Source organism: Lysinibacillus sp. fls2-241-R2A-57 (assembly GCF_030209535.1).
Taxonomy (GTDB): Bacteria; Bacillota; Bacilli; order Bacillales_A; family Planococcaceae; genus Lysinibacillus.
The window spans coordinates 22,903-41,361 of record NZ_JARVRU010000119.1; the positions used below are offsets into that span (position 1 = coordinate 22,903).

Genomic DNA, 18,459 nt, shown 5'->3' on the forward strand with positions numbered 1-18,459 from the left:
TTTTAGGGGGGGAAAACTATGATTGGAATTTTATCAGGAATGGGCCCAAAATCTACTAGACCATTTGTAGATAAAGTTGTAGACCAGTGCCAAAAGATATATGGGGATCAGCGGCTCAGCGGACGCCCCCAGGAAGCTTTATTCCTCGACGAAAGCAAAGCGTCAGCTACAAAACGCCCAGCCGGAACGGAAATCAATCCCTAGTTTTGCCGAAGATCCATACTATATTTAAATTGACAGCTTAATATCATTGACATAATAGTTTTTTAATAAAATGGCACTAGATTTTATCTCAAGGTAACGATCTAGTGTCTTTTGCTGATGAAAAAAGTTATTGATTTATCGCAAAATTCTCTTTTTTTTGTAAAGAATAGAGCTGTTTATGAAGAAATGTGGAAATAGCATTTACAAAATAAAAATAAATGTGTTAACTTTAAAAATGTAAACAGTTAACTTAAAGAGAGGGGGAGGTTAACGATGCAACATTTTTGGGTTGTTGGGACAGATACAGATGTCGGTAAAACAGTTATCACCACATTACTGATGCGCCAATTACAACAGCAGGATCTACAAGTCACGCCTTATAAGCCTGTACAAACTGGTGAGGTACATGAGAATGGGCATTGCTATTACTACGATACAGCAATGTATGAAAAGTATTCATTACAAAGACTGGAGCCAGAAAATTTAAATGGCTATTCGTTTAAGGAAGCCGCATCACCACATTTTGCTGCGCAACTGGAGGGCCAGCAAATTAATGTGGAGCATTTATTACAGCAAATTCAGAAGTTACAGCAATCATACGATGTCGTAATTTGTGAAGGAGCAGGGGGACTTTTTGTTCCATTAGATACTTTTGGAGAAAATACGCTCCTTGATGTAATCGTTCAAAGTAAGCTTCCCGTTGTTATTGTCACACGAACAACACTAGGAACAATTAACCACACATTGCTAACTCTTGAAGCTTTACATACTCGAAATGTTGAGGTTCTTGGCATTGTATTTAATGGAGACACAGGCAGTAAGATGGAACAAGATAATGTGAAAACGATTCTACAACATCATGATTTGCCATATGCAACAATTCCTAAGCTTCAAGATATTTCACATGTTGTTGACTATTCCATTTCACGTACATCTTTGTTTGAAAGGTTGGTCAAATATGAAACAAGCATTAACTGAATTGCAAAAGAGAGATTTACAGCATGTCTGGCATCCTTGCTCACAAATGAAGGATTATGAGCAATTTCCGCCTATTGTACTAAAAAAAGGACAAGGTGTCTGGCTTTATGATGAAAATAATCATCGCTATTTAGATGCCGTATCTTCTTGGTGGGTTAATTTATTTGGACATGCAAATCCTCGAATTAGTCAAGCATTAAGCGATCAAGCATTTACATTAGAACATGCGATTTTTGCGAATTTTTCACATGAACCTGCAATTAAGGTGGCAGAAAAATTAGTAGCCTTAACGCCAGACGGTTTAAATAAAGTATTTTTTGCAGACAACGGCTCATCAGCTATAGAAGTCGCACTAAAAATGAGTTTTCAGTATCATATGCAAACTGGAAAAACAACGAAAAAGCGTTTTTTAGCCTTAACGGATGCTTATCACGGTGAAACAATTGGTGCCTTATCTGTTGGAGGAGTAGGGTTGTATAACGAAGTGTATCAGCCACTTTTATTGGATACTATACGCGCACAAGGGCCAGATTGCTTCCGATGTCCTTTTAAGGAGAAGCCTGAAAGCTGTCAAGCTCAATGTATACAATTTGTTGAAGAAGAGCTTAGTCAGCACCATGAAGAAATTACAGCTGTTATTATTGAGCCACTTATTCAAGCAGCAGCTGGCATGAAAATGTATCCTGCCATCTATTTGAAGCGATTACGAGAGCTTTGTACAAAATACGATATTCATTTAATTGCAGATGAAATTGCAGTTGGTTTTGGACGAACAGGTACATTATTTGCCTGTGAGCAAGCGGGTATTGCACCAGATTTTATGTGCTTGTCAAAAGGTTTAACGGGAGGGTATTTGCCACTATCCGCTGTGTTAACGACTGATGATGTTTACAACGCTTTTTATGATGATTACGGCACGATGAAAGCGTTTTTACACTCTCATAGCTATTCCGGTAATACATTAGCATGTCGAGTAGCCCTAGAAGTTTTGACAATGTTTGAAGAGGAACGTGTTATTGACATTGTACAAAACAAGGGTGAGCGTATGCGAAAGCTAGCTATGCAGGCATTTGAACAATTGCCGTTTGTTGGTGAATATCGACAGCTAGGGCTAGTTGGCGCCATTGAACTAGTCGCCAATCGTGAAACAAAGGAGCCACTTCCGAGTGAGGAACGTATCGGTTATCAAATATATAAACGTGCTTTAGCGAAAGGCTTACTGATACGCCCTCTTGGCAATATATTGTATTTTATGCCGCCATACATTATATCTGATGATGAAATGCGCTTTATGATTGATACAACAAAAGAGACGATTGTGCAATTTTTTAAGGAGTGGGAGGGAGTAAGTTGTTCAAACGACAATCAACATTGTCACTTGTAATGATTGCGATGTTTGCCGCTTTAACCGCAATCGGAGCATTTATTAAAATACCGCTACCTGTAGTGCCCTTTACACTACAAATTGTCTTTGTTTTTTTAGCTGGTTGCTTACTTGGCAGTCGCAATGGATTTCAAAGTCAGCTCGTCTACATAGGCGTTGGTTTAGTTGGTTTGCCAGTTTTTACACAAGGTGGAGGTATCACCTATGTACTGCAACCAACATTTGGTTACCTTATTGGCTTTGCACTGGCAGCTTTAGTAATTGGTTTCATAATTGAAAGAGTGGATACTCCAACGAAAAAACATTTTATCGGTGCAAATATTGTAGGGCTTATCGTTATTTACGCGGTGGCCGTTCCATATTTATATGTGTCTTTGAATTTCTGGTTACACATGGAAACTAGCTGGTCACATATTTTCTTAGTTGGCTTTTTAAACAGTATTGTTGCAGATTTTTGCTTAGCGATAGCTTCTGCACTACTGGCTGAGCGACTTTACAAAGTATTTTATTCAGCAAGGGCTTTAACTTCTTTCAGCAAAAGTATCCCACCTCTATAGGTGTGAGATAAATGCGGGTTGAAGCTATTTTTCAGTGGGTGTCCAAACATCCGCTGAAAGAAGTTAAGCCTCCGGCGGATGTCAAGGAATCGGAAAGGAGTTCTTTGTGCAAGCACAAAGCCGATTCTGGACGCAATTATGCCGAGGCATAATTGATAAATAATTGTTCACGTAGAGAGGGAGAATGTCTAATGAATTGGTTACAGTTAGCAGAGGAAGTTATTGAGGGGAAGATCATTAGCGATGAGGAGGCTCTTGCTATTTTAAATAGTGATGATGATGAGCTATTGAAGGTAATGGATGGTGCCTTTGCTATTCGTAAGCACTATTATGGGAAAAAAGTAAAATTAAATATGATTATGAATGCTAAGAGTGGTTATTGCCCGGAGGATTGTGGCTATTGTTCACAGTCATCTAAATCAACAGCTCCGATTGACAAATATCCATTCATTACGAAAGAGGAAATTTTAGCGGGAGCAAAACGAGCATTTGACAATAAAATTGGTACTTATTGTATCGTGGCGAGTGGTCGTGGGCCAACTCGAAAGGATGTCAATGTAGTAAGTGAAGCTGTTACAGAAATTAAAGAAAAGTATGGCTTAAAAGTATGTGCTTGTCTTGGCTTATTAAAAGAAGAACAGGCACAGCAATTAAAAGAAGCGGGGGTAGACCGTTACAACCATAATTTAAATACATCTGAACGACATCACTCCTATATTACTACTTCCCATACGTATGAAGATCGTGTTAATACGGTTGAAATTGCGAAAAAGCATGGAATATCGCCTTGTTCAGGTGCCATTATCGGTATGAAGGAAACAAAAGAGGATGTCGTGAATATTGCTCGTGCACTTCATCAATTAGACGCGGATTCTATCCCTGTCAACTTCTTAAACGCGATTGACGGTACGAAACTAGAAGGGACAAAGGAATTAAATCCACGCTATTGTTTAAAGGTTTTAGCGTTGTTCCGTTATATTAATCCAACAAAAGAAATTCGTATTTCTGGTGGGCGTGAAGTCAATCTTGGGTCACTTCAGCCTATAGGTCTATATGCAGCAAACAGTATCTTTGTTGGGGATTACTTAACAACAGAAGGCCAAGAAGTAAACAGTGATTATCGTATGCTTGAGGATTTAGGCTTTGAAATTGAATTATCAGCGAAACAAGAAGAAGCATTCTGCTAAGTAAAAATTTATCCAAGCATTACGGGCGAGAGTAACTGCCCGATTTGCAGTGGGAGATGAAGAAAACCCCACTGATTAAAGTCTCACTGTATGGAATAAAAAATCTACTACTACTACTTAATTATCATCGAAATTGAAAAGTCGTATGTGCGTCGTGGAAAAGGCGTACATACGGCTTTTTTGTATGGGACGGATAAGAAAGGGAGAGAGTACCCTGAACGACAGATAGCAAGGGTATCCCAAGTGGCGTATAGACAATATCGAAACGATATAAAGATTGTATTTATGCCTTGAAAATTTAGGTTTTCACAAATTGTTCAATGAAAGCGTTTTGAAATTGAACAGTTTGTGAAGGGCTTCACATAAGGCTTTATTTTTAAAAAAATTGGCGTAAAATAAGAATCAAGTAAGGAATTGTTATAAAACAGTTTAGAAAAAGTATCACAGTTTTCGGTGGTTGTTATATTACAAAAACAAATTGGAAGGGAGATTTTATGATGTGGGTTATAACAGTATTTGATAAAAAGGACGTTCGGATTTTTGAGTATGCAAACAAAAATGAGGCAACACAAGCTTTAGCAAAATTTAAGAAAAATGCCGTTTTAACATATACAAAATAATTTCAGATTTGAACGAAGCACCCCTTTTCGACGCTATAGCGCACGAAGAGGGGTGCTTTTTACGTTGTGCTAATAATCCTATGAATGAACGAGAATTGAAATCGCACTGTACACTAATAAAAGAGCCATCACGACATTAAACGATTGGCGATACTGTTGTAAAATTTTTTGAAAAGCTGAACCAAATAGCGCCCAACTGAATGTACTCATTATACCGACCATTCCTAAAAATAAAGAAAAAAGAAAGTAGCTGACATAGGAAGAATAATAGGGAAGAATATAGGTCGCTACTACTGTAATGCCAAACAAAATACCTTTAGGGTTGACGAATTGTAAGAATACGCCGATTAAAAATAAATTTCGCTTATTTTCCTCTTCTTTATCATTATTATCCTCTTTGCTCGTTAGTATTTTAATAGCCAAATATAACATGTAGCCAACACTAAGAATGGTTAAAGGAAATTCGATCATTGGCATGATATTTGTAAGGACAATATTAAATAAGCTACTCAAGCCAGTAATCGTCAAAAAACCAACCCCAACCCCTAAACAGAATTGAAAAGTATTGGATAATCCATGTTTGTTGGCAAATGCCATTGCCATAATATTGTTAGGACCTGGTGTGAAGCTAGTAATCATAACGAATACTAAAAAAGAAAGTAAAGGCATTTTTCCGACCCCCTTTGAATTTGTATGTTATAATGTCCGAAATAAACAATATAACGTCGGTCTTTTTATTATACATAATGGTCGTTATATTGTACATTCTGAAGAGGTGATATTTAATGGAAGAAATTCATCTTATCTTTGCTAGAAATTTAAAAGCTATTCGAGAGAAGGAAAAATTAAGTTTAGAGAAGGTTTCTCAATTGTGCGGTGTAAGTAAAACGATGATAGGACAAATTGAAAGAGGCGAGTCCAGTCCAACTCTTACTACTATTTGGAAAATAGCGAATGGGCTAACGGTTTCTTTTACTACTCTTATTAATAATCCACAGCCTGATACTGAGATTATTGTTAGAGAAGATGTTCAGATGTTGTCTGAGGATAATGGAAGATATAGAGTATATCCATATTTCCCTATTCAAGAGGATAGCCGCTTTGAAATATACACGGTGGAGATTGAAAGGGAAGGAAAATTAAGTGCTGAAGCTCATAAAGAGGGAACCGAAGAATTTATCACTGTTTTTGATGGTGACCTAACGATTTGTGTTAATGAAGATGAATTTAAATTAAAAAGCGGAGACTCTATTAGATTTAAAGCAGATCGTCCACACATATATATGAATCCTGGCGACACTTTAACACGAGTAAGTATGACCATCTATTATCCTGAATAATGTAAAAAAACCGTATAAGCGTTTTGAATTGCGCTCATACGGTTTCTTTGTTGATTATAAAATACTGCCTAATCGTTTAATTCCTTCTCGGATAACCTCAGGTGTTGCATTCGTATAGTTTAGGCGCATTGTACTAACTCCAGTTTTAGATGTGTAGAATGGGTCGCCAGGTACGAAGGCAACTTTTTGCTCCATCGCTTGATGGAAAACATCTAATGCTGATGCTCCATTGTTCATTGTCGCCCAGATGAACATTCCACCTTCAGGACGTGTGTAGTCCACGTGCGCTGGGAAGAACTCTTGCATAGCGTCTAGCATGGCATCTGCTTGGTTTTTATATAACGTTATAATTTTTTGTACGTGTTCCATATAGTCATTGTTTGCTAGATAATCATAAATGACATATTGAGAGAAAATATTTGTGTGTAGGTCAGTTGCTTGCTTCGCTGTTTCGATATGCTGCATTAATTCTTTATTTTTCGTAATGATAAAGCCAAGACGCATTCCTGGTGTGACTGTTTTAGAGAAAGAACCTAGCAAAATACTATTTTCTAATTTACCAGCACCGATGTATGGTAGTGGTTCACCTTCGAAGCGTAATTCTCCATAAGGATCATCCTCGATTAACGCTACATCGTATTTTGAAATGATTTCGCAAATTTGCTGACGTTTTTCTTTAGAATACGTAAGACCTGTTGGGTTTTGGAAATTTGGTACTGTATAAATGAATTTTACATTTGGTTGTTGTAGAGCGTTTTCTAACTCTTCTAAGTTTAATCCGTCATTTTCAAGAGTTACACCATAGAAGGTTGGTTCACTTAATGTGAATGCTTGAATAGCACCTAAATAACCAGGTTCTTCAATGATAATGCCATCACCTTTGTTAATCAGTACTTTCCCAATTAACTCAAGAGCTTGCTGTGAGCCTGTTGTAATAAAGACATCGTCAGCATGTACATCTAATCCGTGTACACGTTGGTATTTTGCAGCGATGTACTCACGTAAAGGTGCATAGCCCTGTGTAGATGAATATTGGAATAGACGACTGCCGTTTTCAGCAATGGCATGGTTCGCAGATGCCTGTAATGCTTCGATTGGGAAAGAGATTGGGTTCGGAAGGCCCCCTGCAAAGGAAATGACATCCTCTGCATCAGTCACTTTCAAAATATTTCGGATGAAAGAGGATGGTGTATTTAAGATTTTTTCTGAAAATTCCATAATTTATCGTTCCTTTTTTCTGATTTTTTAAAAATTATAGCATTGAAATGATTTGCATACAATATTATCATTGTATGCAAGACAATTAAATATTGTATGCAAAAAATAAGAGAGAAGGAGCTTAGAATATGCCAGTAAATTCATTTGAAGAGTATCCAATGAGCTGGAAGCCAAATATCAGCAATATTTCGGCTCCATTATATATAGCCATAGCTGAACAGCTTGAAAAAGATATTAAGGATGGAAAATTATCGCCAGGGACCAAGCTACCTCCTCAGCGAGAATTAGCTGATTTTTTAGATGTTAATTTAAGCACGATAACAAGGGCTTTTAAGCTTTGTGGACAGAAAGGGCTTATTTATGCTTCTATCGGTAGCGGAACATTCGTTTCATCAGATGCAGCGACAAATAAAATTTTATTACCAACAAGTAATTCTTCTCAGATGATCGAAATGGGTTCTGTTTTACCAGAAAATCATGCTAATGAGGATATTACACGTTATATGAAAAAGATGCTGAATGACCCTAATTTTAGCAAATTATTTCAGTATGGACGACCTGAAGGTAATGCATGGCAAACGGAGGCGGCCATAAAGCTTTTGGAAAAAGTCAACTTTCAAACGGATCAACCTGTATTACTTGGTGCTGGGGGACAAAATGCCATTGTTGGGACACTAGCTGCATTGTTTCAACCAGGAGATCGAATTGGAACAGATCCTATTACGTATGCAGGGATAAAAACAGCGGCAAATATGCTTGGCATCCAACTTGTAGCAATCCAGCAAAGAAACGGAGAAATGACAAGAGAGGGGTTATTATACGCTTGCAAAAATGAGCATATAAAGGGGCTTTATGTTATTCCTGATTTTCATAATCCTACTACCCATACAATGTCGATGGAAACAAGAAAAATGATTGCGGAAGTTGCAAGGCAAACGGGCTTAATCGTCATTGAGGATGCGATATATAGTTTTCTTAAGGAACAGCCATATGCACCAATAGCCTCCTACGCACCAGAAAAGGTCATTTATATTGCAAGTGTGTCAAAAACCATTTCGCCTGGCTTAAGACTTTCCTTTATTGTTACACCTCCAGCACTCCGGAAGAAAATAATGGAAACCCTGTACAATATAAATATCTCAGTGTCGCCTATGATGGTGGAGCTTACAGCAAGGATGATTCATGATGGTATCGCACAAACAATTTTAGAGAAACACCGGTCGTATGCCAAGCAACAAAATGCCCTTGTTAATCAATATTTAGGAGACTACAACATTTTAGGAGAAGAAGAATGTATTTTCAGATGGCTTATACTTCCCGAAAAATTTTCGAGTGTTCAATTTGAATTGCTTGCATCCAAAGCGGGTGTGCAAGTGTACGCAGCTGAACGTTTTGCTGTAGGAAATGCGAAGCCAGTAAATGCAGTTCGCCTAGCAATCACTGCTCCTGAAAATCAACTTGAACAAGCACTGATTATTTTGAAGGATTTACTTGAAAGTGACGGGGATTATACATTTGTTGATTAAAATAGGGAAGGCAAAGTGGTGATACCATAGCGATCTTTTCTTCTGTCGGAAAATCAAAATTTAAGTAATGAGAATAGCATGTGGAAGTCATATATGTTGCTCAGAGCAAATATATAAATATAAACAAACAAAATTAGGACATGCCTCATCCCTTTGATTAATTTTCCCGAGCAATATATTTTTGGTTTATTTGTAATGTCCAAGAGGATCTATTGGTTCGTATTGATTTCTAGAGAAGAAGGAGGTCGTTCAAAAATGAGTTTAAATGAAGGCTTTAATCCTACCTTTTTAGGAGAAGAGTTTCCGATCCCTTTTCCACGTTTACGTGAAGATATTGGCCAAGTTGCATTAGAAGGAGGTAAAGTTTATCCATTTACGCACTTTTCAATTGTGATGAACAAAGTACGGAAATTTGCAATTTATGGAGCAAACAATACGGATAAAGAACGGGATTTACAACTTAGGAGATGTAATAATTGGCATACTGATGATCGGATTGGAGAGGGAAATCAGGTAGGCGGATGGTTATATGAAGGTGGTCAAGCAGACTTGTGGGATAGAGGTCACCTTGTCAGAAGAGCTGATGTAGGTTGGGGAGAAAGAGATGAAGCAAAGGATGGAGATTGTGATTCTTTTTGCTTTGCCAATATAGCCCCTCAACATAAAGAGTTTCATCATACAAAATGGGGAGATATCGAAGGATGGATTATTAATCAAACAAAGAGCAAAAATAAAAAATTCTCAATTTTCACTGGTCCTATCTTTACGGAAAATGACAGGGAGTACTGTGGCTATCAAAAACCTTTAGGTTGCGGTATAAAGATACCGGCCGGATTTTGGAAAGTAGCTTTTTATATTGGGGTTGATGATAGGCTCCATTCAGTCGCATTTAAAATATTACAGGATGATTATTGGAAACATAACTTGAAGGCAGAATTTCGTTCTTCGACAAAAAGTCTCTTACTAGAGAATATGGATGTCCTAACACAATACCAAGTTCCTTTAACAACAATAACTGAAATTACAGGAATACAATTTGATGAATATTTGTATGAGACAAATCCTTTATATTACCATGCTAACGCTATGACTGAAAGAGCCAATATCGCTACTCCAGAAGCATACATTATTCGAGATCAAGCAGATTTAATATTAGATCGGTCCACATGATTAAAAATTAACAGGTGTGTTGATTAACCATTTTTATACATTCTAAGAGGCAGATTTCCGCTACGGGCTACTCGTTTTGTTGCTGTCGCTTCGCTTTCGCACATATAAAACAATTGCTGCCGCTACGTTACACTACGCTTTCGCACAGAAAACATTCGCTCCATGCAGGGTCTCGTCTGTCTCGCTTTCCAGTGGGAATCGAGTAGCCCTACTCTACAATCAGTTAAAATAGGAATATATTGGATCATTACAATAACGTGTGGTTGATTTCTTTGAGAGCTTGTTTTTCGATAAAAGCCTAAAAAGTTTCGATAAAATGAGATTTTGTTTCGATAAAAGCTCAAATAGTTTCGATAAAGAGCGATTTTGTTTCGATACTAAGAAAAGAGTTGTCTCTTGCGCTGAGACAACTCTTTTCTATGGCTCTTCGACAAAAAACGAGGGGGTGATTTCCTTTCCAGCTGGGTACTTTCCTGGGGCGTCCGATGAGCCGCTTTACTCGCGTTGCTCGTTGCAGGGTCTTATCTGTGACGCTAATCTCCAAGGAGTTGCCCATCAGAACGAAGATCAACTAATACATGGCATATGTTTTAACAAATATCATCCATAACTTTTTGTGATGAGCCAACAAAAATCCTTTTTTTCGCTCAAAAATTAAGCCTATTTTTTCCTAATCAACACGCCTGATAGAAAATGAGAAAATGCTCATTAATCTTTCATCAACTCCTTATAAAAGATTCGTAACTTTTAATTTCGCCCTGTTAGAATAGAGGCTATTCAGTGGTATTTGTTTATGGTTCATGTAGTTTAAGTAAGCATGTAACAATAATCATGGAATTGGTTAAGCGTATGTATGACTAGTTAATATTTATAATAAGGAGATGGATTAATTGATCAAAAATTTTCCGATGAGAAAACGTGTGAGGAATGTCGGTTAGTGATAGCCAAAACATCCCTTTTGATGATAAAATAAGAACAAATATTCTTGTTTTGTGTTAATCAACAAAGCCTATCGTTTCGCATCTATCAAAACGATTAGATGTTGCCGATAATACGTTATTTATGGAGGGAATAGTATGGCTAATAAATCAAGAATCATTCTCCATATTGACATGAACAGTTTTTATGCTTCAGTAGAACAGATTTATGACCCGAGTTTAAAAGGCAAGGCCATAGCTATAGCAGGAAATCCTAAAGAACGTAGAGGTATTATTATTACTTGTAGTTATGAAGCAAGGGCAAGAGGTGTTTATACAACTATGAATGTTGGGGAGGCACGGCGAAAGTGCCCAGAGCTAATTGTACTACCTCCTAATTTTGAACGATATAGAGCTGCGTCCAAGTCTTTTTTTAATTTGTTAAAAGAATATAGCGAAATTCTTCAACCAGTTTCAATCGATGAAGGTTATTTGCAACTTCCTATAGTTGATGGCCAAAATGTATTGCAACTCGTACAAAATATACAAGATAGAATCTGGAAAGAACTGCAACTCCCTTGTTCAATCGGCATTGCGCCAAATAAATTTTTGGCGAAAATGGCAAGTGACATGAAAAAGCCGATGGGTATTACAATACTCCGTAAGCGCGATGTGCCAACAATATTATGGCCGATGAATGTCATTGAGATGCATGGGGTTGGCAAAAGTACAGCGGAGAAATTAGGGAAATTAGGTATACAAACAATTGGAGAACTAGCTGTAGCTGATGAATATGTATTAAAGCAAAACTTCGGTATTAATGGTCTAAGGATGAAACAAAAAGCAAATGGCGAAGATGACAGACCTGTTGATCCAGAAGCAATATACGATACGAAAAGTGTAGGGAATTCTACAACACTTTCTCATGATACGACAGATAGAGATGAATTATATAAAGTAATCGCAATACTTTCTGAAAAAGTAGCGGAAAGATTAAAGGCTAAAAAACTTGCTGGGGTAACTGTTAGTATCATGATTCGTTCAGCTGATTGGGAAACGTGTACACGATGTAAGTCTATCAATAACGCAATTCATTCAAAAGAAGATATCGTTGAGCATGCCTGGTATCTATTTAATAAGCATTGGAATGAAGAGCCAGTACGGTTACTGGGTGTTACTGTATCGAATGTCAGTGATATTAAAGAAACAACACAACAGCTAACGTTATTTAATTTTGAAGAGCATGTAAAGGAAGAACCAATCATTAAACTCGTTGATCAAATCGAGCAAAAGTTTGGAAAAGGAACGATCGTTAGAGGTTCAGATATTGCTAAACCAGTTGGGAAATATCATGCAAATACGAGTTTTAGTAAGGACTTTTGGGACGAACCTAAGTAGAATAAATGATCAAACTTTAAAATCAAACAGAAAACCGTCATTTCGATTAACCTTTTCTTGAAATGACGGTTTTCTATTTGTATTTAGATGGAAAGCGGGGAAATATTATATGTTCGTAGAAAATTCATTTTCCTTTTGTTCATAGTTTTCACGGCGATCTTGGATTTTTTGTAATACACTATCAAGCACATTCCGTTCAGCTAGCGTTTGATAAAGGACATTCTGTACCTGTGCGGCTTCCTTGTTTTCTTCTTGTTTACTTAGAAATTCACTGAATGTCCCCATATAATCATGATAATCTATATTGGAAAGTGTCTTAGCAGCAATCTGTTTGTGCTCTGTTAACGCAGATGTAAACTGTTTACGTGCCTCATCTGGTTGGGCAGGTATTAGTTTGATTTTACCTTTTGTATCTGAGTCTCCTGTGAAGTCAAGGAATTGATAATCGAACGCCAATGGTTTAGCAAGGGCGATATGAGCGTGAAGAGCAACAGCATGGTCAGGAAGTTTTTCAGTTATCTCACGAAGGATATCGTTTCCTTTGTCAAGATAACGACTGCCATCGAATGCAAGAACACGGCCGACTTCTTCAGAGAAATAGTCTTGAGCAAGGAATTCCTGATCGTATCCGGTAGGTGGTAAAACTCGAAGTCTTAAGTTGTTTGATACGATGTTATGGCCGTTTATTTGCATAGCTACTTGAATGTTATAAAATCCTGGGTCATCAATTAACCAGCCATTTTTCCCTACGGAAGCGAAAATAGTTTCGTATAGTGATTCACCAGGCATTATTACCTTATTCTCTTTGTTCCATAAATATTGAACATGAGGTAGTAATCGACGTCCTTGTTTTCCATCTTTTTTAACTATTACAGTCATTCCGTATAAATCGGACAATATATGTTTATTGATTGTCTGAGGTTGATTCGAAGTATTTGTTAATTTGATTTCAATTACTGCAGGTTCTAACCATTGGAATATAGATGTTTTACGGTTAACCCTCAATTCAAGATTAAATGAAGGGTGCATAGAAATGTTTGGTTGCTCAAAACCATGATCTACAGCCCAGTCAGCATTACCCATTTGTACGAAGCGCTCAGGAGCGTGGCGCAAAAACAAAAGCTCTTGATCACTAAAACGATACTCAAAGTTTTTAAAGAAAGCCTGTTGGTTGCCATCAAATTTGAAAGGATAATTCATAAAGCTTAGAGCCTTTGGTTCTGGGGTAAGAGGGCGATCCAACGGTTCCCAAGGATGACCTAGGTGTTTTTGCCAAGAGTGCAGGAGATTGAAAGCATGTCCCATCTCGTGGCAAGCACACCAAAAACGATATCTCTGTACCCAAGCTTCTGGGGAGGGGTCCCCTTTAGGTGGATCTGAAATAAATGAATTATTAAAAATGGCTGTCCCTTGACGATGATTCGGACCTATACTATCAAACATAATACCGCCCAGACCATGGCCTTCTTCAGCTTCCGAATTTGCAAAGAATGTCCACATGGACCATTGCGGTTTATTATCAAAGTGTGACCAATATACTTGCATGGCATCATGCATCTCTTGAGTGTTCCACTTTTTATCAGTCCCTGTATAGTCTTTGGAAACAATATTATTACCTTCTGATATTTTTACATCAAACCCAGTGCGTTTAAAAACTTCTGAAATTGACAGGGTTTCATCCGGCAAAGATGTTGGTTTGTCTGGATGCGCGTGTGTTTGATAGGTTGTGACTGGTGTTGTACCTTCTTCACCATCAAATTCAAATTCCACAGGATGGTAGTAAGGAGATTGAAACTTGAACGAGCTAGTTCGGTCTGTCTCTCCTCCAATCAGAAATGCGACTTCTGCAGTATGCTGTTCAGCTAATGAACCGTGTGTTACTTGTATTTTTACATTTGTATAAGGAAATGATTGTATTTCGTCTAAGTATTTATTTCGAATATTGCCTGTCCAAGTATTTGGTCCATTAGCTGTTAACTTGGCAATCCAATGAATAGTAGAAGACATGTTTGAAATAATAGTTCCGCTTGCGACCATTTGTGGGTAGTATCCGTCTACATCGATACGAAGTTCCTCACTGATTTGCTGTTCACTCCATGCATATAAGCCACTAATTGGTGCGAGGGGAAATTCTCCTAAACTGGAAGGGGTGATGGCTTTTACTAATTCTTTTACTTCGTTCGTTTTGTTTTGATCCATTTGTATTACCTCCATGTTTATTATTTTTTTGTCTTTCTTCCTCAATCCCAAGAGCCACAATGCTTCATTAAAATATGCAAAATGTTTTTCAAGTATTATATATGCAACAGAAACTATAAATATGACACTATAAATAGTAAAATAAATACAGTGTATAAAATACAAGAATAATCTAATTATTTCCCGAGAAATACTAGAACAAAGAAAGAAGGTGTGGTAATGCATTACAAGGAGTACTGTGAACTACATAAGCCACTCATAATGTTGATCCATGGGGGTGGTGTGGGAGGGTGGATGTGGGATAAACAAGTCCAATATTTTTCCGATTATCATTGTGTTGTACCAGAATTAATCAATGATGACGCTGATTTTTCAATTGAGGATTGTGCAAATAAACTTCTGACGATAATTGAAGAAAAAGCAGAAAATAAACGTGTCATAGTAGTCGGATTTTCACTAGGAGCTCAAATTGCTATTCAAATGGTTAGTTTAAAGCCGCGATTAATAGATTCAGCCATCATCAACAGTGCTTTAGTGACGCCTTCCCCAGTTGCAGAAAAATGGATTAGACCATTGATAAAATTAACTTTTCCCTTAATAAAAAATAAATCCTTCGCCAAGTTTCAAGCTAAAACGTTATATAAGATATTGGGGTTAACCAGTACCTTGTTTTAATAGGGGTATGTATATTAATCTTATACAAAATCAAATACACTTCCAATTAATCTTCCTACGCTTCTTAGCAACCAGAAGATTAATTTGAAGGGTAAGAAAATTAATTCTGGTATACAGGATAGTACATCAAAAATGAAATCTAAAAATGTATAATTTTTATCACTCTTATTACTTTTTCCCGTTTGGCTTTTATTTCTTTGCAACAATTTCTTCATATGACTCATCCCTTTTCCTGAAATAGTTACTGACCTTTATAATTATTCTTAAATAAATTTACGTTTAAGAGTTTATTTGGTTTCATGTAATAATTTTCCAATACCTTTTTGGTATAGAATGTCTTTGTTCAACAAAGGCGCAGTTTTGTTTAAGAAGGAAAAAGATTTATAAGTGGAGAATCTTTATCCTAAAAAGGAGGGGAAAATAGTAAATTTTGATTCACATGATAATTCCAGTTTGTTAGTTGAATTTGAAGAGGAAATGTAGTGTTTATTTGAGATATTATTGATGAAGATTATTATTACGAAGATAACAGTAGATTTTAAAAAAGAAGTTTTATTAACGTTTATACTTGGGATGTAAAAAAACTTAGAACTGATTATAAGAATAGTCAGGGTAAAAAAGTAAATGAGCCTAATGTTAATAATTGTCATTCTTGCGGGGAAATGGTCAGCAATAAGACTCATTCCAAATGTGAAACTTGTGGATGTAATTACAAAAGGGAATAAGGTGATGTACGAGAAAGATGGAAGTATATCCTTGTTCAACTAACGGAGTGCGATTGTTTAATTAGCGTCTCTGTTCTTCTTAAACTCCCATGAAAATAAAATCTCTGGCACTAAAAAAGTCCATGTTTCGGGCTGCAGTCCATCTATATAATGCGCCTAGATAGGTTTTAGATCCCTTGACGGAATGAGCTGCTTCGATTAGAGCCGATTTCAAGTATTTATTGCCTTTCTTCATAGCGGAGGATTTTCTTTTTTTCCTGCACTTTCGTTGTGTCCAGGTACTAGCCCCGCCCAAGAACAGAGATGGGCTGCACTTGGAAATTGCTTTTCTACATCAGTTCCGATTTCAGCTAAGATTTGTTCTGCCATTCGGGTGGCAACGTACGGTGTGAACAGGGGGAAAAGCTGGGCGATAACTTCAAACTGTATCTATAAAAAAATAAGAAGAAAAAAGATATATAGATGTAAAAGATGTTTGACATCTTATATATCCTTTTTTACAATAAGGATGTAAAAGATGTTTTACACCTTATAGAATCTAAAGGTGGCTTGGTGAATGGAAAATAGAATTAAGGAATATAGAGAAAAAAGTGGTCTTTCACAAGGGAAATTAGCAGAAAAATGTAATGTGAGTAGGCAAACGATTAATGCTATTGAAAACAATAAATATGACCCGAGTTTACAGTTAGCATTCGATATTGCGAGGACTTTAAAGGTCACTATGGAGGAATTATTTATATCAGAGAAGGGAGGAAAATAGAATGAATAAAACAAAAAAAATTATCGCACTTATAACCTTTGTTGTTTTCTTATCAATCGCAGGATTTTCCTTGTATAAATGGATAAAATTCAAAACTGTTGATGCTGGTAGTATATTCTTTAGTTTCCTTGCTTTAAGTTATTTTTTTAATTGGCTTAATTGGGGACATCATGAAGGTGGTGGCGAGAAGGATGAATTAGATAGACATATCGAAACTCAAAGTGCCAAGATAGGTTATTATGTACTAATGATTCTTTCTGGTTTAATACTATTTATTTCCGAAGGAACTGGTAAATTTAATAACATTGATAATTATCCCCTTGTTATTGTGGTAGGTCTTACATTTATTACAGTTCCGATTACTGAATTTGTTTATTCAAAAAAGTACAAATAATAATAAAAGAAAGTAATAAACAAGATAAAATAACACATTTTCGGGGAGGATATTATGACTTTTGAAGAACTAACAAAAAATAAACCAACAGTAGAATGGAAACAAAGAATGGATGAAGGTGATGATATTTTTACAGACGAAAATATAAATGCAACTAATGAGGTTCTTGATACATACATCAATAGTCTCAAAGAACTTGGAAATAATCTGACTGAGGAAGAAATCTTAGAATGTGTTGAAAAAGTGGTTATCAGTTTAAATGAACTAAATGATAATTATGATTACTTTATTGAGACTATGGAGAGAGAAGAATTGTATGAATTTATTATAGAAGCAGCGAGTATAGCTGGTTTAGAATCCGAAGATGACATAACCGAAGAATGGAGAGAATGGTAAAAGGAGCGTTGATAGTGAGGCAGAGGGTTCATTTTTACAGGCAACCTAATCGTCGCTATCACGCTATGTAAGAAGCTGCAGGAGTGATTGAGGAAGCATAACAAAAAGACTTGTGCGTATGGGATTCAGTAATACACGCAAGTCCTATTCTTATTGAAGGAAAGTCTCCGTTAGTTTAAGTGCAATCATTCACATACTAAAGGGATCGTTAGTCGAATCGTTGAATTAACCTTAGAATTGATTCCAGTCTCTTTTTAACAAAGAGAAAGAGTAGTGGTCATAATACTTACCTCTAAATAAATGCTTATCTCTGTAAATCCCTTCATTCTTAAATCCTAGCTTTTCTAATAATTTTATAGAATTGATATTTTCCAAAGCTACAAATGCGTTAATTCTATTCAGTGCCATATTATTAAAGCCACTTTCGATAGCAACTATCAATCCCTCTTTCATATATCCCTGTCCCCAATATTCGTGCCATAAATCATAGCCTATCTCCGCTATATGGTTCGTTCTATCCCAAGAATCATATCCACACGTTCCAATTTGTTGCTGATTATTTTTTTCGACTAATATCCACCGATTAAATCCTTTTTCTTCAGGATTTGAATTCCATTCAACAAACTCTGTAGCTTCATTTCTAGTCGTAAACAATTCTTCATCATATAAAAATTCACATACTTTTTCGTTGCTGAAGAGTCGATAAATAAAGTCAATAGTAAGCCCGAATTCAAAAAAATATGCGCACCTCACGGTACGCACGACAAATGGCCAGCTTTCTGATGTTTTTTTCAGATAGCTGGCTTTATTA

The 18,459-nt window shown here is 36.6% G+C and carries 17 protein-coding genes and 2 pseudogenes; 14 read left to right on the forward strand and 5 right to left on the reverse strand.

The window, feature by feature from the left end:
- Positions 1–18 precede the first annotated feature (18 nt).
- The 6 genes and pseudogenes from QRN68_RS17960 to QRN68_RS17985 form a co-directional block, all read left to right on the forward strand.
- Positions 19–105, forward strand: a pseudogene (locus QRN68_RS17960) (amino-acid racemase); the annotation flags it as partial.
- 372 nt (positions 106–477) lie between these two features.
- Positions 478–1,182, forward strand: coding sequence for a dethiobiotin synthase (gene bioD / locus QRN68_RS17965; protein WP_285398275.1), 705 nt, complete (start codon positions 478–480; stop codon positions 1,180–1,182).
- Positions 1,163–2,566, forward strand: a complete 1,404-nt coding sequence (gene bioA / locus QRN68_RS17970; RefSeq protein ID WP_285398276.1) for an adenosylmethionine--8-amino-7-oxononanoate transaminase — start codon at positions 1,163–1,165, stop codon at positions 2,564–2,566. Before bioD ends, bioA begins: the two co-directional genes overlap by 20 nt.
- The gene (locus QRN68_RS17975) at positions 2,533–3,123 is read left to right on the forward strand and encodes a biotin transporter BioY (RefSeq protein ID WP_285398277.1); all 591 of its coding nucleotides are present in this window, start codon (positions 2,533–2,535) and stop codon (positions 3,121–3,123) included. Before bioA ends, QRN68_RS17975 begins: the two co-directional genes overlap by 34 nt.
- Before the next feature lie 191 nt (positions 3,124–3,314).
- Positions 3,315–4,310, forward strand: coding sequence for a biotin synthase BioB (gene bioB / locus QRN68_RS17980; RefSeq protein WP_285398278.1), 996 nt, complete (start codon positions 3,315–3,317; stop codon positions 4,308–4,310).
- Positions 4,311–4,807: 497 nt separating this feature from the next.
- Complete coding sequence (locus QRN68_RS17985; RefSeq protein ID WP_285398279.1) at positions 4,808–4,930, forward strand: hypothetical protein; 123 nt, start codon at positions 4,808–4,810, stop codon at positions 4,928–4,930.
- 78 nt (positions 4,931–5,008) lie between these two features.
- Here the strand turns inward: QRN68_RS17985 and QRN68_RS17990 are convergent, their stop codons facing one another.
- Entirely contained in the window at positions 5,009–5,599 is a 591-nt protein-coding gene (locus tag QRN68_RS17990; RefSeq protein ID WP_285398280.1) for a LysE family transporter, read from the reverse strand.
- A 116-nt stretch (positions 5,600–5,715) separates the two neighbouring features.
- Here QRN68_RS17990 and QRN68_RS17995 point away from each other — a divergent pair, with 116 nt between their 5' ends.
- Positions 5,716–6,270: a helix-turn-helix domain-containing protein gene (locus QRN68_RS17995; protein ID WP_285398281.1), complete on the forward strand. Its 555-nt coding sequence runs from the start codon at positions 5,716–5,718 to the stop codon at positions 6,268–6,270.
- 54 nt (positions 6,271–6,324) lie between these two features.
- Here the strand turns inward: QRN68_RS17995 and QRN68_RS18000 are convergent, their stop codons facing one another.
- Complete coding sequence (locus QRN68_RS18000) at positions 6,325–7,488, reverse strand: aminotransferase-like domain-containing protein (RefSeq protein ID WP_285398282.1); 1,164 nt, start codon at positions 7,486–7,488, stop codon at positions 6,325–6,327.
- Positions 7,489–7,616: 128 nt separating this feature from the next.
- On the opposite strand from QRN68_RS18000, the gene QRN68_RS18005 reads away from it, so the two are divergent.
- The 3 genes from QRN68_RS18005 (at position 7,617) to QRN68_RS18015 (ending at position 12,499) form a co-directional block, all read left to right on the forward strand.
- Positions 7,617–9,014, forward strand: a complete 1,398-nt coding sequence (locus QRN68_RS18005; RefSeq protein WP_285398283.1) for an aminotransferase-like domain-containing protein — start codon at positions 7,617–7,619, stop codon at positions 9,012–9,014.
- Between the two features lie 255 nt (positions 9,015–9,269).
- A complete protein-coding gene (locus QRN68_RS18010) occupies positions 9,270–10,184 on the forward strand; it encodes a DNA/RNA non-specific endonuclease (protein WP_285398284.1) in 915 nt (304 codons plus the stop codon).
- A 1,076-nt stretch (positions 10,185–11,260) separates the two neighbouring features.
- The gene (locus QRN68_RS18015) at positions 11,261–12,499 is read left to right on the forward strand and encodes a DNA polymerase IV (protein ID WP_285398285.1); all 1,239 of its coding nucleotides are present in this window, start codon (positions 11,261–11,263) and stop codon (positions 12,497–12,499) included.
- Between the two features lie 105 nt (positions 12,500–12,604).
- On the opposite strand, the gene QRN68_RS18020 is transcribed toward QRN68_RS18015, so the two are convergent.
- On the reverse strand, positions 12,605–14,698 hold the full coding sequence (locus QRN68_RS18020) for a hypothetical protein (protein WP_285398286.1): 2,094 nt from the start codon (positions 14,696–14,698) through the stop codon (positions 12,605–12,607).
- Between the two features lie 261 nt (positions 14,699–14,959).
- On the opposite strand from QRN68_RS18020, the gene QRN68_RS18025 reads away from it, so the two are divergent.
- Positions 14,960–15,373, forward strand: a complete 414-nt coding sequence (locus tag QRN68_RS18025) for an alpha/beta fold hydrolase (RefSeq protein ID WP_285398290.1) — start codon at positions 14,960–14,962, stop codon at positions 15,371–15,373.
- An 852-nt stretch (positions 15,374–16,225) separates the two neighbouring features.
- On the opposite strand, the pseudogene QRN68_RS18030 reads toward QRN68_RS18025, so the two are convergent.
- Positions 16,226–16,485 (reverse strand): annotated as a pseudogene (locus QRN68_RS18030) (IS110 family transposase); the annotation flags it as partial.
- A 169-nt stretch (positions 16,486–16,654) separates the two neighbouring features.
- Between QRN68_RS18030 and QRN68_RS18035 the strand changes: the two are divergent.
- Genes QRN68_RS18035 through QRN68_RS18045 form a run of 3 tightly spaced genes read left to right on the forward strand, consistent with a single transcriptional unit; the run spans position 16,655 to position 17,648 of the window.
- Positions 16,655–16,858 carry a helix-turn-helix transcriptional regulator gene (locus QRN68_RS18035; RefSeq protein WP_285398287.1) on the forward strand — a complete coding sequence of 68 codons (204 nt, stop codon included), beginning with the start codon at positions 16,655–16,657 and terminating at the stop codon, positions 16,856–16,858.
- Between the two features lies 1 nt (position 16,859).
- Entirely contained in the window at positions 16,860–17,252 is a 393-nt protein-coding gene (locus QRN68_RS18040) for a DUF2178 domain-containing protein (protein WP_285398288.1), read from the forward strand.
- A 54-nt stretch (positions 17,253–17,306) separates the two neighbouring features.
- Positions 17,307–17,648 (forward strand): hypothetical protein, encoded by a 342-nt coding sequence (locus QRN68_RS18045; protein WP_285398289.1) that lies wholly within the window; start codon positions 17,307–17,309, stop codon positions 17,646–17,648.
- Positions 17,649–17,879: 231 nt separating this feature from the next.
- Here the strand turns inward: QRN68_RS18045 and QRN68_RS18050 are convergent, their stop codons facing one another.
- On the reverse strand, positions 17,880–18,410 hold the full coding sequence (locus QRN68_RS18050) for a GNAT family N-acetyltransferase (RefSeq protein ID WP_285398291.1): 531 nt from the start codon (positions 18,408–18,410) through the stop codon (positions 17,880–17,882).
- Between the last annotated feature and the right edge of the window lie 49 nt (positions 18,411–18,459).

Bases quoted from the DNA above. Each gene is read 5' to 3' on its own strand.
- QRN68_RS17990 (WP_285398280.1), bottom strand. From the start codon at position 5,599: ATGCCTTTACTTTCTTTTTTAGTATTCGTTATGATTACTAGCTTCACA.
- bioA (WP_285398276.1), top strand. From the start codon at position 1,163: ATGAAACAAGCATTAACTGAATTGCAAAAGAGAGATTTACAGCATGTC.
- QRN68_RS18005 (WP_285398283.1), top strand. From the start codon at position 7,617: ATGCCAGTAAATTCATTTGAAGAGTATCCAATGAGCTGGAAGCCAAAT.
- QRN68_RS18015 (WP_285398285.1), top strand. From the start codon at position 11,261: ATGGCTAATAAATCAAGAATCATTCTCCATATTGACATGAACAGTTTT.
- bioD (WP_285398275.1), top strand. From the start codon at position 478: ATGCAACATTTTTGGGTTGTTGGGACAGATACAGATGTCGGTAAAACA.
- QRN68_RS18020 (WP_285398286.1), bottom strand. From the start codon at position 14,698: ATGGATCAAAACAAAACGAACGAAGTAAAAGAATTAGTAAAAGCCATC.
- QRN68_RS18010 (WP_285398284.1), top strand. From the start codon at position 9,270: ATGAGTTTAAATGAAGGCTTTAATCCTACCTTTTTAGGAGAAGAGTTT.
- bioB (WP_285398278.1), top strand. From the start codon at position 3,315: ATGAATTGGTTACAGTTAGCAGAGGAAGTTATTGAGGGGAAGATCATT.
- QRN68_RS17995 (WP_285398281.1), top strand. From the start codon at position 5,716: ATGGAAGAAATTCATCTTATCTTTGCTAGAAATTTAAAAGCTATTCGA.
- QRN68_RS17985 (WP_285398279.1), top strand. From the start codon at position 4,808: ATGTGGGTTATAACAGTATTTGATAAAAAGGACGTTCGGATTTTTGAG.
- QRN68_RS18035 (WP_285398287.1), top strand. From the start codon at position 16,655: ATGGAAAATAGAATTAAGGAATATAGAGAAAAAAGTGGTCTTTCACAA.
- QRN68_RS18025 (WP_285398290.1), top strand. From the start codon at position 14,960: ATGTTGATCCATGGGGGTGGTGTGGGAGGGTGGATGTGGGATAAACAA.
- QRN68_RS18045 (WP_285398289.1), top strand. From the start codon at position 17,307: ATGACTTTTGAAGAACTAACAAAAAATAAACCAACAGTAGAATGGAAA.
- QRN68_RS18040 (WP_285398288.1), top strand. From the start codon at position 16,860: ATGAATAAAACAAAAAAAATTATCGCACTTATAACCTTTGTTGTTTTC.
- QRN68_RS18000 (WP_285398282.1), bottom strand. From the start codon at position 7,488: ATGGAATTTTCAGAAAAAATCTTAAATACACCATCCTCTTTCATCCGA.